The sequence below is a fragment of the Mesorhizobium sp. P2_B5 genome (genome assembly GCF_056404775.1).
This window is the reverse complement of the sequence record NZ_JBFUDJ010000017.1, coordinates 46,296-62,790: the sequence shown is the minus strand read 5'-3', so window position 1 is coordinate 62,790 and position 16,495 is coordinate 46,296. Positions and strand designations below refer to the sequence as shown.

Here is a 16,495-nt window from a genome sequence, read left to right as displayed (position 1 = left end):
TGACGGCGCTGCTATTTCTGCAGATCGGTCCAGATCCTGGTGTAGAGCGCCTGGACGTCGGTCGGGCAGGCCGGCATGAACTGGCCCTTGTCGGCAAATTCGGCCGGAACATCCACTTCGGGCGCTCCCTTCATGTCGTCCGGCAGGAAGGGCTCGGAGCCCTTGATGCCGTTGGCGTAGTGCGCGAAGGCCGAGATCAGCGCGGCATTCTTCGGGTCCATGATGAAATTCTGGAAAAGCTTGGCGTTCTCGACATTCTTGGCGTCCTTGAGCACCGCGACATTGTCCATCCAGATCGGAAAGCCCTCTTTGGGATAGCCGTAGACGATCTTGTCGTTTTGCAGCCGTTGGCGCAGCGATATGCCGTTCCAGTTGACGCCGGCGGCAATGTCGCCTCGGCCCAGGCCGTCGACGGCCGCGTAATCGAGCGACAGCCACTTGCCCTTCGCCTCGACCAGCTTGTCATGCACCTTCTTCAGCAGCACCTTGTCGTCGGTGCAGTACTTGCCGCCCTCATAAGCAATGGCGAGGAACATGATGTCCCCCATTTCGGGCACGACATTGATCTTGCCGACGAGCTCCGGCGGCGGATCGAGGAAAATCGCCGACGTGTTCGGATCGCCCGCATAGACCGATTTGTTGACCGAGATGCCGGTCGTGCCCCATTGCCACGGCACTGAGTATTTGCGGCCGGGATCGAAGGGCACGTCGACCCATTTCGGATCGACGTTTTTGAAATTCTCCATCGTGTTGGGATCGGTTTCCAGAAGCAGCCCTTCGCCGATCCAGATCGGCATGACGCTGGCCGATGGCACGACGATGTCATAGCCGGAAGCGCCCTGGCGGACCTTGGCCAAAGCGGTGTCATTGGAATCGTAGTCGGTGACGGTGACCTTGACCTTGTAGGTCTCCTCGAACTTCTTGATCAGCTCCGGACTGGTGTAGTTGCCCCAATTGTAGATTTGGAGTTCGCCGTCGGCGCGGGCAATGCCGGTCATCGCCAGCAGCGCGAGCGCCGTCGCGGTCGATTTCAACTGCATGCTTGTGTCTCCCATTGTCGGGACCGGCGGGATTGCCGCCTCGAGTCCGTATGTTCCCTTCGTCCTGGTGGTCATTCACCGGCGGATGCCGGCTGACCAACTCGATATCTCCACAACGGTATTAATTACTAAACATACAGTCAATATCTTTTTGCTGGCATGGCGACGGGTATGGCCCAGACTTCGACGACGCGTGGTCGATGCCGTCAAACCTACAGATTGTCAGGCAATGGGTGATGGATTGCCGCCGCGCCGTCGGCGGTCGCTTGCGGCTTCAGCCTACAATGCGTTCTGCGGGCATGGCATGCTGGCGTCGCCGCAGCGTGAGGCCGTCGGCCTCGGCCTGGAACTCATGTCCTCGGACTGCCGCACAAGTTCGGCGAAGAGAAGCGCGAAACTTCCCAGCATGAGGAAGACGATAATCAGGCGTGTCACCGGCAATAGACAGGTCTCAACTGGCTAGCCCCCCAGCCACCCATCCTCTGCCGGCTAACATGATCGATCGGGCTTTACGAGTGTTTAAGCTCGCTCTTAACCATCACATTCGCCTCTCCGGCGACATGAAGCGCGAGCCACCGGTTTTCGATCCGGCGCAGCCGCGGTGGGACCGGACGCGGCCTCCCTTTGCAGATGCGCTTGCCCATGCTACCCCACGCAACCGCCGCCGACCGCCATCGGGAAGTCATGAGCAACGCCAGTCTCGCCTTCGTCTCGTCCGACACCGCCGATGCCAGGGCGGCGATGGAAAGCCTGTCGGCCCGCTATGGCCAGGCCTCGTTCGAGGACGCCGAGGTGGTGGTGGCGCTGGGCGGCGACGGCTTCCTGCTGCAGACCCTGCGTGACACGATGAGCACGGGAAAGAAGGTCTACGGCATGAACCGTGGCACCATCGGCTTCCTGATGAACGAATACCGCGTCGGCGGCCTCACCGAACGCATCGCCGCTGCCGTCGCCGAAACGATCCGGCCGCTGGAGATGCTGGCGGTGACGCATGAGGGCGAGACGGTTTCAGCACTTGCCATCAACGAAGTGGCGCTGTGGCGCCAATCCTATCAGACCGCAAAAATCCGCATCACCGTCGACGAACAGGTCCGGATCGAGGAACTGAACTGCGACGGCGTGATGATCGCGACGCCGGCCGGCTCCACCGCCTACAATCTGTCGGCGCACGGGCCGATCCTGCCGCTCGACGCGCCGCTGCTCGCGTTGACCCCGGTCAGCCCGTTCCGGCCGCGCCGTTGGCGGGGTGCCCTGTTGTCCAACAAGGCGACCGTTCGCTTCGATATTCTGGAGCCGGAAAAGCGGCCGGTGAACGCCGCCGCCGACCACACCGAGGTCAAGGCGGTGGCTTCCGTCACGGTTCGGGAATCGCCGACCGCGACGGCGACGCTGCTGTTTGACCCCAACCATTCGTGGAACGAACGCATTCTCGCCGAGCAGTTTCGCTATTGAGCCGGCGCAAAAAGACACTACCTGATTAAGCATCGCGATTAAGCTTACGTTTCACAATCGCACCAATCCCGCCCGTTTCTGTTGACAAATCGCGGGCTTGCGCCTAATCGCAATACCAATCTTGCAGGCACGCTGTGCTTGCCGCGACGAATGCCGTTGCGCTTCCCCGAACCAGCCAAAGACAACAACACTTGTCCTCAGACACCACGACCGCTCCAGAAGCGTTGACCTTTTCAGACCTCGGCCTGTCGCCCAAGGTCCTTTCCGCAGTCACCGATGCCGGCTATAGCAAGCCGACGCCGATCCAGGCCGGCGCCATCCCGCATGCGCTGCTCGGCAAGGATATTCTGGGCATCGCCCAGACCGGCACCGGCAAAACGGCCTCCTTCGTGCTGCCGATGCTCACCCGCCTCGAAAAAGGCCGGGCCCGCGCCCGTATGCCGCGCACGCTGATCCTCGAGCCGACGCGCGAGCTCGCCGCGCAGGTCGAAGAGAATTTCATCCGATACGGCAAAAACCACAAGCTCAACATCGCACTGCTGATCGGCGGCGTCTCCTTCGACGAGCAGGACAAGAAGCTCGAGCGCGGCGCCGACGTGCTGATCGCCACGCCCGGCCGCCTGCTCGACCACCGCGAACGCGGCAAGCTGTTGCTCAACGGCGTCGAGATCCTCGTCATCGATGAAGCCGACCGCATGCTCGACATGGGCTTCATCCCCGACATCGAGCGCATCTGCGAGATGATCCCGTTTACCAGGCAGACGCTGTTCTTCTCGGCGACGATGCCGCCAGAGATCACCAAGCTCACCGAAAAGTTCCTGCATGCACCGGTGCGTGTCGAGGTTTCGAAGGCCGCGTCCGCTGCCACCAACATCATCCAGCGGCTGGTCAAGTCGGGCTCAAAGCCATGGGACAAGCGCGAGACGCTGCGCAATCTGATGAAGGCAGAAGACGCCGAACTGAAGAACGCCATCATCTTCTGCAACCGCAAGGTCGAAGTGTCGGAACTGTTCCGCTCGCTGCTGAAGTATGATTTCGACGCCGGCGCGCTGCATGGCGACATGGACCAGCGTGCGCGCATGCAGATGCTGGCCAATTTCCGCGATGGCAAGCTGCGCTACCTCGTCGCTTCCGACGTCGCCGCGCGTGGCCTCGACATCCCCGATGTCAGCCACGTCTTCAACTACGACGTGCCGATACACGCCGAAGACTATGTCCACCGCATCGGTCGTACTGGCCGCGCCGGACGCTCCGGCAAATCCTTCACCATCGCCACCAAGTCGGACACCAAATACATCGACGCCATCGAGCGGCTGATCGGCAACAAGATCGAGTGGCATGACGGCGACCTGTCGACGGTGGTCGCAAGCGAAAGCAGCGAGGACGAAGCGCCCCGCCGTGGCCGTGGCGCGCCGCGTCGCGCCGGCCGCAAGGACGAAGACCGCAAAGATCGCGTCGAGCGCAAGCCGCGCGAGCGCCATGCCAAGCCCAGCGACGAAGCCCCGGCGGATGCCGCTCGCGAGGAACAGCCGGTCGTAGCCGAAGCCGCGGTTGCCGACATTGGCGAACGGCGTCAGCGCAAGGAAGCGATCCGCTCCGAAAATGGCGAGCGCAAGGTCTCCGATCGCAACAACGAGAACCGTGCTCCGGAACGCGGCGACACCCGGCCGCAGCGCGCTGGCAACAGCCGCCCTGCCCGCAACAACCGCGGCGGCGACGACAATGACGGCACCGTCGGCTTCGGCGATGACATGCCAGCCTTCATGAAGATCGTCGCCAAGGTCTGATTTCCGGTTTTCGTTTTCGCAAGGCAAGCCGATCACCCGGTTTGCCTGCCGCGATCACAGCTCGCCCGTCACATCGGGCCGGGCATCATCTTGGTCGGTTTTTCCAGCATCGGAAACTCGGCCTTGCTGCATTTCACGTTCGGGTTCGTCGGGCTGAACATGCCGTTCGGGTTGTCCTTGAACAGCCAGGCATGAAGGTCGTAGTGGACGAACTCCCTCGGAATAAGCGGATAGTGCCCTTCCATCGGCCCCATGAAGGTCTGGCCAAAGAGTTTTGGAGCTTCCTTGGTGTCTGGCGTCAGGGGCACCAGCCATTCCACGCCAACCAACTTCAAGCCTTTCTTGGTCGGCTCGTAAATCAGCACATTGGGGCGCATCGGATCGAGTTTCTGACCAACACTCGGGACATTGACGAAATGGATGCCCATGGCGCCCTTCGGATACTCCATTGCGCCGGCGATCTTTTCCCCGGAGTAGTAGACGCACCCGACGGTCGACAGATAAAGGTCGCGGATGGCGGCCGTGTAGTCCTCATATTTGGCGAGCGATTTCTTCAAGGCTTCGACGTCGGCCTTGCTGGCGTCCTCGGCTCGAGCCGTGGCGGCCGCGCACCAAGCAGAGACCAGACCTGTCAAAACGAGGGCGCCGCAACGCCCAAGGCGAGCTGTTCTTGTCATGCATTCCTCCCAGATTTCATGATCTGGCCGTGCAGGACCGGGGCCGGCTAAGTGATGATTGCGCGGCCGTTTGTACCGCCCCATCCCCTCTGGAACAGCCCCAATGCTAATCCTTTCCAAGGTGTCCGAAAAGCGATTATTAGAAAATTCTAATGCTTTAGATCGTTTGGCGGATCACAGGAGCCAAATGAAAACGGCCCCTTGCGGGGCCGCCTTCGCATGCCGATGCCGATCTGATCAGGTGAGCGGCGAAAGCTGGATCTCGACGCGCCGGTTCTGCGCGCGGCCGGCCGACGTCGCGTTGGACGCGATCGGACGGGTCTTGCCGAAACCGGTGACGGCGAAGCGGCGCGAATCGACGCCCTGTCCCGACAGATAGTTGGCGACCGCCAAAGCACGGCGCTGCGACAGATCGAAATTGTGCTCGTCGCCACCGGTCGAATCGGTGTGGCCGAACACGTCGACCGTGGTCTGGCGGAACTTGTTCAGCACCAGCGCCACCGAATTCAGCACCTGGTAGAAGCCGGGCTTCACCGCATCCTGGTCGACGTTGAAGGTGATGTCGGACGGCATGTTGAGGATGATCTGGTCACCGGTGCGGGTGACGCTGACGCCGGTGCCCTGCAGCTGGCGGCGCAATTCAGCCTCGTTCTGGTCCATCGTGGCGCCGATGGCGCCGCCGGCCAGCGCGCCGATACCGGCCCCGATCAGCGCATTGCGGCGGTCATTGCCGCCGGCAAGCAGACCAAGGCTGGCGCCGGCCAGGGCACCAAGGCCTGCACCCGCGGCGGTGTTGGAAATCTTCTGATCGCCGGTATATGGATCAGTGGTCGTGCAGGCGCTCACCAGCACAGCCGTCGCAACGGCGACGAGCACAGTCTTTTTCATGAGATAACGTCCCTCTCCAAACCGCGGCCTTTGCGGCCCGCGCATATCAGCCCTTCCACGGGTCTTGTACCATGAAATACGGCGAAAAGCGGAACGGAGAAAGCGGCTTTTCCCCGCTTGCGCCGCTCTTCTGCTTCGGTGGTTGGGGCCGACTACCAGAGATTCTTGCCGTCGATAATGACCACCTCGACCTTGTCGAGGTCGAAATCGTCGAACAGCCGCGAATTGACCGAGATCTTGGGGTTGTCGAAGTCGGGTTTGCCGGTCGACCAGTCCGGCGTTTCGGTGAAGGTGCCGCAGCCGCAAATGGCGCAAAACCCGTGTTTGACGGTCTTCGATCCCCATTGATAGACGGAGACGTTCTTTGCCGGGCTGGTGAGCTTGAATTGCGACGGAACGTAGTAGGCCCACAGCGAGCCGCGCTTGGAGCAGAACGAGCAGGTGCATTGCGTTACTGTCTCGGGCGCTTGCGAAACCTCGAATGTCGTCGCCCTGCAGTGACAGCTGGCCTTGATGGTCATGAAAAGCTTTCCTCTCCGTTGCCCGCCGCCATGCGGCAAAGGCACCATAAAGGAAGGCTCCTGACAACTGTCTGTCAGCAACGATGGCTGGAACGCTGCCTTGCCGTCAGTAGGAACGCGGCGGTACGAACAGGCAGATCGTCTTGCCGGCGTCGAGACCAGCCTGGTGCGCGCACCAGTGGAAATCGCCGTCGGGTGAGTCCTTGACCCGCTTGTCGCTCATCGGAACGACCTCCCCCGTTCCGGCGATGACATAGCCCTCGGGCTTTTCCAGCACCTCGCCCGTATGGGTGGTGCGGCAGTCATAGTTGGCGCAGCAGGCGAAGGGATAACTCCAGCCTTGCGGCTTCGCCGCCGTCGGCTTGGCGTCATGGGCGAAGCCGGGTGCGGTCAGCACCGCGATCGCGCCGATCACGAACAGGGAAAACAGAAGTCGGCCAGCCGGTTGAACGGCTCTGGCCGATCGGACTATGGCAGCAGACATGGAAACGTTCCTTTCAAGCGAGCATCAAGCGTTTGCTTGCCCGTTCTTGGAACGTGTCTTCCCAGTGGCCGAACCGTCAGCTCGCAGATATGCCGCGCCCGGCCATAAATGCTTTTTCACTCTCAGCCCGGGATGCTGGGCTGATTCCTTGGTCGGCGCAAGAAGTGCATAGGTACTACAGTGCCGCACCCCGAGCGCCGACATCTGCCATCCAAAGGGTGCGCCGGCTTGGTTAACGAGAGGTTAACGACGCGGCGCCCAAGAGGCGTTAGCCGTCGGAGGCATGCCCTTCATATTGCGGCAGGTCGTCGGCGATGGTGAACCACGGCGCCTTGGAGCCGACGAAAATATGCGCGGTCGGCCGTATGGTGGGATCGTCGACCAGCGTGCCCATGGCGACATGGACATAGGCGCCATCGCGGACAAGCGAATAGAGCAACGAGCCGCAGCGGCTGCAATGCGCATCGTGGCCGCTGTCGTCGCCGAAATGAATGAGCCCGTGATGCCCTTCGGCAAGGGCAAACTTGTCGCGTTCGATGCCGGCGAACGGCTTGAAAGCCGAACCTGTGGTGCGCCGGCAGTTCGAACAATGGCAATTCGCGGCATAAACGAATTCGTCCGCCACCTCATAGTGGACCGCGCCGCAAAAGCACTTTCCGCTGAGCTTGCGTGTCACCGGCTTCTCCTTTGCCCGACGCCTGAGGATATGGACGTACCCTAGTCTAGATCGGCAACCGCTTCACCAGCCCCGCCTTCAATGCGCTGCGACAGCGAGGCTTCCATGAAGTCGTCTAGATCGCCGTCGAGCACGCTCGACGGGCTGGTGCTTTCGACGCCGGTGCGCAGGTCCTTAACCAGCTGGTAGGGCTGCAGCACATAGGAACGGATCTGGTGTCCCCAGCCAATGTCGCTCTTCGATGCCTCGGTGGCGTTGGCCACCGCTTCACGCTTCTTCAGCTCTTCCTCGTAGAGCCGCGAGCGCAGCATTTCCCAGGCCTTGGCCTTGTTCTTGTGCTGCGAGCGTTCCGCCTGGCAGGCGACCGCGATGCCCGTGGCGATATGGGTGATGCGGACCGCCGAATCCGTCGTGTTGACGTGCTGGCCGCCCGAACCGGACGAGCGGTAAGTGTCGATGCGCACGTCGGATTCAGAGACGTCGATCTCGATCCTGTCATCGACGACCGGATAGACCCAGATGCTGGAGAAGGACGTATGGCGGCGCGCATTGCTGTCATAGGGCGAAATGCGCACCAGGCGGTGGACGCCGGATTCGGTCTTCAGCCAGCCATAGGCATTATGGCCCTTGATCAGCAGCGTGGCGGACTTGATGCCGGCCTCTTCGCCGTCATGGACTTCCAGCACTTCGACCTTGAAGCGGCGCCGTTCGGCCCAGCGCGTATACATGCGCAGAAGCATCGAGGCCCAATCCTGGCTCTCGGTGCCGCCGGCGCCGGCATGGACTTCGAGATAGGTGTCGTTGGCGTCGGCTTCGCCCGACAGCAGCGTCTCGACCTGGCGGGCCTTGGCTTCGCCTTGCATCGATCGGATGGCGGCTTCGGCCTCGGCGACGACGCCCTCGTCGCCCTCTTCCTCACCAAGCTCGATCAGGCCGATATTGTCTTCCAGTGCCTGCGTCAGGCCCTTGACCGCGGCGATGCCCTCTTCGAGGCCCTGACGCTCGCGCATCAGCTTTTGCGCTTCCAGTGGTTCGTTCCAGAGACTGGCGTCCTCAGCCCGCACATTCAGGTATTCAAGCCGCTTTATGGCCTGATCCCAGTCAAAGATGCCTCCTCAGCAGGGTTATCGCCTGCCTGATCTCGTCGACAATGTTCTGCGTTTCCGCGCGCATGGCTGGTTGTTCTGTCCTGTTTTTGAAGTGGCGCTTGGGTCGGCGCGATACATAGGGACGGCATTGCTGCCTGTAAAGCGAAATGGGCCGGCTCAACAAGCCAGCCCACTCGGCATGGGAAATCAGATCGTCAGTAAAGCCCGCCGCCGGGCGCCTGGATGGCTTCCGTCGCCTGCGGCGACAGCGGTCCCCCGGCGCCATTGGAGCCGTCGGCCCCCATGCCGATCACCCAATAGCTGTCGGCAGGGCCGGTGCCCGGCTTGAAGGCTTCGATGATGGTGCCGGCATCGCCCGCCGCGGCACGCATGCCGGTCTTGCGATTGATGGCGACCAGGTTCATGCCTTCCGGCACCTTGAAGTCGACATTGGGCGTGCCGTCCAGCGCCACGCGCATGAAGTCCTTGAAGATAGGCGCCGCCAGACCACCACCGGTGGCGCCATGGCCAAGGCCGCGCGGGGTGTCGTAGCCCATGTAAAGGCCGACGACGAGGTTCGGCGTATAGCCGATGAACCAGGCATCCTTCTCGTCATTGGTCGTGCCGGTCTTGCCGGCAATATGGCGGCCAAGCTCGGCGATCGTGGCGCCGGTGCCGCGCTGGACGACACCTTCCATCATCGAGGTGATCTGGTAGGCGGTCATCGGATCGAGCACCTGCTCGGAATTGTCGACCAGATCCGGTTCGGGTTGGTTGTTCCATTCGGACGCATTGCAGCCTTCGCAGCCGCGCTCGTCCTGCTTGAACACCGTCTTGCCGTAGCGGTCCTGGATGCGGTCGATGAGCGAGGGTTTGATCGACTTGCCGCCGTTGGCCATGATCGAATAGGCCGACACCATGCGCATCACGGTCGTCTCGCCGGAGCCCAGCGCCATCGGCAGATACGGCGCCAGATGGTCGTAGACGCCGAAACGCTCGGCATATTCCACCACCAGCTTCATGCCCATGTCGTTGGCCAGCCGCACCGTCATCAAATTGCGCGACTTTTCGATGCCGGAGCGCAAGGTCGCGGGGCCGGCGACCGTGCCGTCATAGTTCTTCGGCGTCCAGGTCGTATTGCCGCTCTGGATGGTGATCGGCCCGTCCATGATCACCGAGGCCGGCGTATAGCCATTGTCGAGCGCTGCCGAATAGACGATCGGCTTGAATGACGATCCCGGCTGGCGCATCGCCTGCGTGGCGCGGTTGAACTCCGACTGCGCATAGGAGAAGCCGCCGACCATGGCCAGCACGCGGCCGGTATGCGGATCCATGGCGATCAGGCCGCCCTCCACTTCCGGCACCTGGCGCAGCGTGTAGGCGCCTTCCGAACCTTCGTTTTTCTGCACGAAGATAACGTCGCCCGGCTGCAGCACGTCGGCCGGCGACTTGGCCTTGACCGTCTTGCCATCGACCACATGGCGCATGGCAAAGCTCATGTCTTCCTTGCTGACGGTGCCTTCGACGCGTTCCTTGACGATATCGCCTGAAATCTGCCGCGTCGGCTGCAGGCCGATGGAAAGGCCGGTATCCGAGCTGTCGAGCACGACGGCAAGCGACCATTCCGGCACGTCTTCCAGGCCCTTGACGGCGCCCAGCGCCACACCCCAGTCGCCGGAAGCATCGATATGCGTCACCGGTCCGCGATAGCCGCGCAGCGTATCGTATTTGAGCAAGCCGTTCTGCATCGATTTGCGAGCGATGAGCTGGATCTTCGGATCGAGCGTCGTGCGCACCGACAGGCCACCCTCATAGAGCGCGTTCTCGCCATAGCGGGAGATGATCTGGCGGCGCACTTCCTCGGTGAAGTATTCGCCCGCGAACAGATAGGAGCCGTTGCGGCGCGGCGTCACGCCGAGCGGCTCGGCCTTGGCCTTGTCGCCTTCCTCGCGCGTCACGTAGCCGTTCTCGACCATCTGGTCGATGACCCAGTTGCGGCGCTCGATGGCGCGGTCGGCATGCTTGAAGGGATGGTAGTTGTTGGGACCTTTCGGCAGCGACGCCAGATAGGCGGCTTCCGCGACGGTCAGTTCGTTGACCGACTTGTCGAAATAGGTCAGCGCCGCGCCCGCGACGCCATAGGCGCCGAAGCCGAAGAAGATCTCGTTGAGGTAGAGCTCGAGGATGCGGTCCTTCGAATAGGCCTGCTCGATGCGGAAGGCCAGGATCATCTCCTTGATCTTGCGCTCGTAGGTTTGGTCCGAGGACAACAGGAAGTTCTTTGCCACCTGCTGGGTGATGGTCGAGGCGCCGACCTGGCGCCTGCCCGAGCCCACATTCTGCAGGTTGACGTAGATGGCGCGGCCAAGCCCGGTGATGTCGATGCCGGGATGGTTGTAGAAATTCTTGTCCTCGGCTGACAGGAACGCCGCCTTGACCCGGTCCGGAACCGCCTGGATCGGCAGATAGAGCCGCCGTTCGCGCGCATATTCTGCCATCAGCGAGCCGTCGGAAGCATGGATGCGGGTCGTCACCGGCGGCTCGTATTTGGCCAGCACTTCGTAGTCGGGCAGGTCCTTCGACAGATGGCTGATGTATATCGCCACGCCCGCGGCAACCAGAAGCGCCAGCGTCGTGCCGATACCAAAGAAATAGCCGATGAGACGAATCATGCCCGCTCCAGTCCGAGGTTCGGGAATTTCCTAGACGAAGCCGCCTTTCGCGCAAGCCTTCGCAACGGTCCCGATCCGTGATGGAAAACCCATGTCGCCACCATGTGGACAAAATGGGGCAGCGCCCGATTTCTGCATCCCCCACCGGAAATAAAAGCGCCCGGTGTTGTCGTCGTGCAACGCTGCCTCTGGTTGTAGGCGGCGTCGGCCATCTCAGCCTCCGGTTCCCGTTCCCATCTTGGCGGAGGCAAACAAAGCGACGGCGTTGGTGATGCTCTGCGCCGCCTTGCCGCGCCAGTCGGCGTCGAGTAGCTGCGCCTCGTCCTTGGCGTTGGAGAGATAGCCGAGTTCGACCAGCACCGATGGCACATCGGGCGCCTTCAGCACCTTGAAGCCTGCCGAGCGCTGTGGATTGTTGATCAGGCCGACGCTGGTGGACAGCTGACCAACCAGGGTGTGGGCGAAACTCATCGAGAAATTATGCGTCTCGCGGCGGATCAGGTCGATCAGTATGTCGGTGACTTCCTTGTTGTCGTCCTTGATCACCATGCCGGCGAACTGGTCGGAGAGGTTTTCGCGATCGGCCAGCGCCTGCGCTTCCGGGTCGGATGCCTTGTCGGAGACGGTGTAGACGGTGGCGCCTCTGATGCCCTTGACGCTGATCGTATCGGCATGGATCGAGATCAACAGGTCCGCCTCATGCTGGCGGGCGATGCGCACGCGGTCGTCGAGCCGCAGGAATTCGTCGGCCTCGCGCGTCATGAACACGTCGTAGTTGCCGACGGCGGTGAGCTTGTCGCGCAATTCGATGGCGAAGGCCAGCGTGACGTTCTTCTCGATGGTGCCGTTGAGGCCTTCGGCGCCACCGTCGATGCCGCCATGGCCGGGATCGATGACGACGGTGAAGCGATGCCCCGGGTTGGAGACCGGCCCGGTGCCGACCCTGGCGCCCTTGTCGGTGGAGACGGTCGAGCCGGTGGTCAGCGCCTGGTTGGCAAGGGCTTCATCGAACTCGCGATCCGAGGCCGCCGACATGTCGATGGCGATGCGGTAGCCGGTTCCGTCATCATTCTTGAGCACGTCGAGCTTGTCGACCGAGAACGGCCCCTTGCCGGTCAGGATCAGCCGCGATCCCTCGCCTTGATCGCCATAGCGCACCGCCTTGACCAGGCCGCGCGCCTTGGCGTCCTTCGCGCTGATTGCGAATCGTGTGCGCGGCAGGTCGACGACCAGCCGGTTGGGGCCGCGCAACAGGAACCATTTGATATCGGGTTCGCGGTCGAAATCGATGACGATGCGCATCTTGGTGGCGTCGCCCGCCATCTTGTAGGCAGTGGCGCCGAGCGGCGCATCAGCCGCGCGTGAGCCCGGCGCAAAACCGAAGCAGAGCGCCAGCAGCAAAAGCACAATCGCAGGGCGCAGCAAAAGGCCTGCACGGCCATGGCCCTTGTCTGTGGTGCCCGCCAGTCCCATCTCTTTGCAGTCGCTCCCGGTTTGGCGCCTCGCGCCCGCGTGGTTGGTCGAAATGCCGGTCAGGCCGCAGACTCGATTAACGATTGGTATCCAGAGAAGGTTAACCAAGCCTTTTCATTGAGCATTAAGGCCTGTGCTTCCGTTACGGCACTGCTTTTTGCCGGCATCCGAAATCGGGGTTGCCTTCCACCCCGTCAAATCATAAAAGCGATGGTGGATCACTGCAATCCTGGAACCGCTTCTCCCGCAGCTTCCCGCTACAGGTCAGATGAAAGGCGGCTCCTTTCGCTTCCAGCGAAAAGGCTTCAGGTGATCGCGACGAATTTCGCAGGTGTGCGCCCGTGGCGGGGGAATCGCCTGCGTGAGGAAAACGGCCGGGTTTGTTCCCGTGCCGGCTCTGTATGAGCAAACAAGCTGGTCCGGTTCGTCCGGGCTTTGGTTCAAAAGGTTCTGCTGGTGACGATGGCTTCAAGCGCAATCATGGAAAGGTCCGCATCAAACCGCGCCATTATGGCTGCGGGCGGCACCGCCATGGCGCTCAAGCGGCGGCCAGCAACCATCCAGACATCCGGCACCCACATGACAGACACGCAGCAGCGGGCTTTGCCTCGCAAGCTGCGGCTGGCGGCTGCCGGGAGGAAACGTAATAATGCCCAACAAAATGCTGATAGACGCCTCCCACCCGGAGGAAACACGCGTTGTCGTTATCCGCGGTAACCGTATTGAAGAATTCGACTTTGAATCCCAGGACAAGAAGCAGCTTAAAGGAAACATCTATCTCGCCCGCGTAACGCGCGTCGAACCTTCCCTTCAGGCAGCCTTTGTCGAATATGGCGGCAACCGTCACGGTTTCCTCGCCTTCAGTGAAATACACCCCGACTATTACCAGATCCCGGTCGCCGATCGTCAGGCTCTGCTGCGCGCCGAAGCGCAGGAAGCCGAGGACGAGGAGAACGAGGACAATGACGGCGACGACCGCCAGAGCCGTGATCGCGGCCGGCGCAGCCGCCGGCGCGGCGGCAAAGGCCGCGAGCGTGGCGAACACAAGCGCGACGCCGGCACCGATGATGAAAGCGGCGAAATTGGGGACACCGGCAGCGATGCCGTTGCCGAAGAGCCTGCTTCCGAGCATGCCGCGGCTGATACCGCCGGGCATGAAGATCACGCCGCGCATAGCGACAGCGAAACCTCCGAGACCGAGACATCCGAGACCGAACCGTCAGAAGGCGGCCCGACATCGATCGCGGCAAGCGTCGAGGCGGATGTGATCTCCGAAGCCATCCCGCCGGCTGAGGCCGGCGACGAGGCGGCCTCCAGCGAGGCTAGCGGCGAAACTGTTTCGGCCGATCACAGCGGCGAATCCACCTCCAGCGACAATGATCGCGGCATGCTGGAAGAGGTGCAGTCCTCGCATCTCGACGACCACGAGATTGAATCGGTCGGCGCCGAGGATGCGCTGGAAGAGGTGCGCAACCGCCGCAAGCCGGTGCGCCGCCAGTACAAGATCCAGGAAGTCATCAAGCGCCGGCAGATCCTGCTGGTCCAAGTGGTCAAGGAAGAGCGCGGCAACAAGGGCGCGGCTCTCACCACCTATCTGTCGCTTGCCGGCCGCTATTCGGTGCTGATGCCCAACACGGCGCGCGGCGGCGGCATTTCGCGCAAGATCACCAGCGCGGTCGACCGCAAGCGCCTCAAGGAAGTCGTTGCCGATCTCGAAGTGCCGCAGGGCATGGGCGTCATCCTGCGCACCGCCGGCGAAAGCCGCACCAAGGCCGAAATCAAGCGCGACTACGAATATTTGATGCGGCTTTGGGAAAACGTCCGCAATCTGACGCTGCAATCCACCGCCCCTGCCCTCGTCTACGAGGAAGGCAGCCTGATCAAGCGCTCGGTGCGCGATCTCTACAACAAGGATATCGACGAGATTCTTGTCTCCGGCGAGGAAGGCTATCGCGAGGCCAAGGATTTCATGCGCATGCTGATGCCGAGCCACGCCAAGGTGGTTCAGCCGTTCCGCGACACGACGCCGATCTTCGTGCGCAACGGCATCGAGGCGCAGCTCGACCGCATGCTGCAGCCGCAGGTGACGCTGAAGAGCGGCGGCTACATCATCATCAACCAGACCGAAGCGCTGGTCGCCATCGACGTCAATTCGGGCCGTTCCACCAAGGAGCACTCGATCGAGGACACCGCGCTCCACACCAACCTTGAAGCGGCGGAAGAAGTCGCCCGGCAGTTGAGGCTGCGCGATCTCGCCGGGCTGATCGTCATCGACTTCATCGACATGGAGGAGAACCGCAACAACCGCTCCGTCGAGAAGCGACTGAAGGATCACCTCAAGAACGACCGGGCACGCATCCAGGTCGGCCGCATCTCGCATTTCGGCCTGATGGAGATGTCACGCCAGCGCATCCGCGCCAGCGTGCTGGAATCGACCATGAAGCCCTGCCCGCATTGCGGCGGCACCGGCCATGTCCGCTCCGACTCGTCGGTGGCGCTGATGGTGGTGCGGGCGATCGAGGAATTCCTGCTCAAGGATTCGCGCAGCCACATCACCGTGCGGACGCCGGCGGCAACCGCGCTCTATGTGCTCAACCACAAGCGCGGCACCCTGGTGGAACTCGAAAGCCGCTTCGGCCTGACCATCACCATCGAAGCTGATGACACGGTCGGTGTGCAGCACTATGCCATCTTCCGCGGCGCTATTGCCGAAAAGCCGGAAGGCTTTGTCGAGCAGCGCAGCCTGCCCGCCTATGTCGAGCCGGAAGAGCCCGAGGACGAAATCGTCATCGAGGAGGAAGACGACGAGGTTGTGGTGCAGGTCGAGCAGCCGCGCCAGGCGCAGCCGCAGTCGCAGCAGCAGCCGAGATCGGCTGAGGACGGCGAAGGCCGCGACCGCAAGCGCCGCAAGCGCCGCAGGCGGCGTGGTGGCAAGGATCGCGACCGCGAGCACGGCGAGCGCGAGCATGGCCAGACCGCCGAAGGCGCTTCGGCCGCTGCGGCAAGCGCTGACTTTGCCTCTGAACCGGGCGGCGACGATGCTGCACCGCAAGACGAACCCCCGGTTGGTGCCGTCGAAACGGTGGAAGCGTCTGATGACACCCAGGGCAAGAAGCGCCGGCGCGGCAAGCGCGGTGGCAAGCGCAATCGCCGCGAGGACGGCGAAGGCGGCACCGAGACCGAAGCCGGCGAAAGCGCCGACGCTTCGGTGGCCGATGCTGCTGAAGCCGAAACGGTCGCAAGCGAACCGGTCGCTGCGGTAGCGGTTGAAGAAGCCGCGGCTCCCGCCGCGGCGAACGACGACACGCCAGCCGAAAAGCCGAAGAAGAAGCGCGCCTCGAGGGCGAAGAAGGCCGCGGCCGAAATCCCCGCCGAGACGGTGGCCGAAGTGCCGGCTGCCGCCGCTGTCGAGGACATTGCACCGGTCGAGGCGCAGACGCCTGCGCCTGCCGCCCCGGCCGCCGAGGAACAGGCACCCGCCAATGCCCGCCCGACCCGGCGCAAGCCTGTGGCGATCGATGCCCCTGTCGTGCCGGTGGTCTCGTCGACTGTCGCCGATGAGGCCAAGGCCGAGGAAAAGCCGAAGCGTGCCGGCTGGTGGCAGCGGAAGGGCTTTTTCTAAGCTTTTCAGCTAATTAAGATAGATTTCTGACAAAACCCGCGTCGTTCGAACCACGACGCGGGACTTTTTGTTATGTGGCGCGACGTCAGGACTTGCCGAGATTCAGGTCAGGCCG

Annotated in this window: 12 protein-coding genes; 3 read left to right on the top strand and 9 right to left on the bottom strand. The window is 62.5% G+C overall.

Annotated elements, in window-relative coordinates; translation table 11 throughout:
• Positions 1 to 11: 11 nt before the first annotated feature.
• Positions 12 to 1,040, bottom strand: a complete 1,029-nt coding sequence (locus AC1D1N_RS30880) for an extracellular solute-binding protein (RefSeq protein WP_477353054.1) — start codon at positions 1,038 to 1,040, stop codon at positions 12 to 14.
• A 684-nt stretch (positions 1,041 to 1,724) separates the two neighbouring features.
• Here AC1D1N_RS30880 and AC1D1N_RS30875 point away from each other — a divergent pair.
• Both AC1D1N_RS30875 and AC1D1N_RS30870 read left to right on the top strand, forming a co-directional pair.
• A complete protein-coding gene (locus tag AC1D1N_RS30875) occupies positions 1,725 to 2,492 on the top strand; it encodes an NAD kinase (RefSeq protein WP_436260089.1) in 768 nt (255 codons plus the stop codon).
• 191 nt (positions 2,493 to 2,683) lie between these two features.
• Entirely contained in the window at positions 2,684 to 4,279 is a 1,596-nt protein-coding gene (locus tag AC1D1N_RS30870; RefSeq protein ID WP_436260090.1) for a DEAD/DEAH box helicase, read from the top strand.
• Positions 4,280 to 4,347: 68 nt separating this feature from the next.
• Here AC1D1N_RS30870 and AC1D1N_RS30865 read toward each other — a convergent pair whose 3' ends face one another.
• The 8 genes from AC1D1N_RS30865 to AC1D1N_RS30830 all read right to left on the bottom strand — a co-directional run bounded on the left by AC1D1N_RS30865 (position 4,348) and on the right by AC1D1N_RS30830 (position 12,758).
• Positions 4,348 to 4,956: a hypothetical protein gene (locus tag AC1D1N_RS30865; RefSeq protein ID WP_436260091.1), complete on the bottom strand. Its 609-nt coding sequence runs from the start codon at positions 4,954 to 4,956 to the stop codon at positions 4,348 to 4,350.
• 237 nt (positions 4,957 to 5,193) lie between these two features.
• A complete protein-coding gene (locus AC1D1N_RS30860; RefSeq protein ID WP_112564362.1) occupies positions 5,194 to 5,844 on the bottom strand; it encodes a YiaD family glycine zipper/OmpA-like lipoprotein in 651 nt (216 codons plus the stop codon).
• Between the two features lie 152 nt (positions 5,845 to 5,996).
• Positions 5,997 to 6,365, bottom strand: a complete 369-nt coding sequence (locus AC1D1N_RS30855) for a GFA family protein (RefSeq protein ID WP_112564360.1) — start codon at positions 6,363 to 6,365, stop codon at positions 5,997 to 5,999.
• A gap of 106 nt (positions 6,366 to 6,471) precedes the next feature.
• Complete coding sequence (locus AC1D1N_RS30850) at positions 6,472 to 6,849, bottom strand: hypothetical protein (RefSeq protein ID WP_112564358.1); 378 nt, start codon at positions 6,847 to 6,849, stop codon at positions 6,472 to 6,474.
• Positions 6,850 to 7,117: 268 nt separating this feature from the next.
• Complete coding sequence (locus AC1D1N_RS30845; protein ID WP_203280391.1) at positions 7,118 to 7,525, bottom strand: GFA family protein; 408 nt, start codon at positions 7,523 to 7,525, stop codon at positions 7,118 to 7,120.
• A 41-nt stretch (positions 7,526 to 7,566) separates the two neighbouring features.
• Positions 7,567 to 8,698, bottom strand: a protein-coding gene (gene prfB, locus AC1D1N_RS30840; protein WP_112564354.1) for a peptide chain release factor 2 whose coding sequence is annotated in 2 segments (ribosomal slippage) — positions 7,567 to 8,631 and positions 8,633 to 8,698 — 1,131 coding nt in all. Because the reading frame shifts where the segments join, the coding sequence is not laid out codon by codon here.
• A gap of 130 nt (positions 8,699 to 8,828) precedes the next feature.
• Positions 8,829 to 11,285 carry a penicillin-binding protein 1A gene (locus AC1D1N_RS30835; protein ID WP_112564352.1) on the bottom strand — a complete coding sequence of 819 codons (2,457 nt, stop codon included), beginning with the start codon at positions 11,283 to 11,285 and terminating at the stop codon, positions 8,829 to 8,831.
• Between the two features lie 213 nt (positions 11,286 to 11,498).
• Positions 11,499 to 12,758 carry an N-acetylmuramoyl-L-alanine amidase gene (locus AC1D1N_RS30830; RefSeq protein ID WP_477353051.1) on the bottom strand — a complete coding sequence of 420 codons (1,260 nt, stop codon included), beginning with the start codon at positions 12,756 to 12,758 and terminating at the stop codon, positions 11,499 to 11,501.
• A 649-nt stretch (positions 12,759 to 13,407) separates the two neighbouring features.
• Between AC1D1N_RS30830 and AC1D1N_RS30825 the strand changes: the two genes are divergently transcribed.
• Complete coding sequence (locus AC1D1N_RS30825; protein ID WP_477353049.1) at positions 13,408 to 16,380, top strand: Rne/Rng family ribonuclease; 2,973 nt, start codon at positions 13,408 to 13,410, stop codon at positions 16,378 to 16,380.
• Positions 16,381 to 16,495: the final 115 nt, after the last annotated feature.

Coding starts and splice junctions, on each gene's coding strand:
- AC1D1N_RS30880 (WP_477353054.1), bottom strand. CDS start 1,040: ATGCAGTTGAAATCGACCGCGACGGCGCTCGCGCTGCTGGCGATGACC.
- AC1D1N_RS30830 (WP_477353051.1), bottom strand. CDS start 12,758: ATGGGACTGGCGGGCACCACAGACAAGGGCCATGGCCGTGCAGGCCTT.
- AC1D1N_RS30850 (WP_112564358.1), bottom strand. CDS start 6,849: ATGTCTGCTGCCATAGTCCGATCGGCCAGAGCCGTTCAACCGGCTGGC.
- AC1D1N_RS30875 (WP_436260089.1), top strand. CDS start 1,725: ATGAGCAACGCCAGTCTCGCCTTCGTCTCGTCCGACACCGCCGATGCC.
- AC1D1N_RS30825 (WP_477353049.1), top strand. CDS start 13,408: ATGCCCAACAAAATGCTGATAGACGCCTCCCACCCGGAGGAAACACGC.
- AC1D1N_RS30855 (WP_112564360.1), bottom strand. CDS start 6,365: ATGACCATCAAGGCCAGCTGTCACTGCAGGGCGACGACATTCGAGGTT.
- AC1D1N_RS30865 (WP_436260091.1), bottom strand. CDS start 4,956: ATGACAAGAACAGCTCGCCTTGGGCGTTGCGGCGCCCTCGTTTTGACA.
- AC1D1N_RS30860 (WP_112564362.1), bottom strand. CDS start 5,844: ATGAAAAAGACTGTGCTCGTCGCCGTTGCGACGGCTGTGCTGGTGAGC.
- AC1D1N_RS30835 (WP_112564352.1), bottom strand. CDS start 11,285: ATGATTCGTCTCATCGGCTATTTCTTTGGTATCGGCACGACGCTGGCG.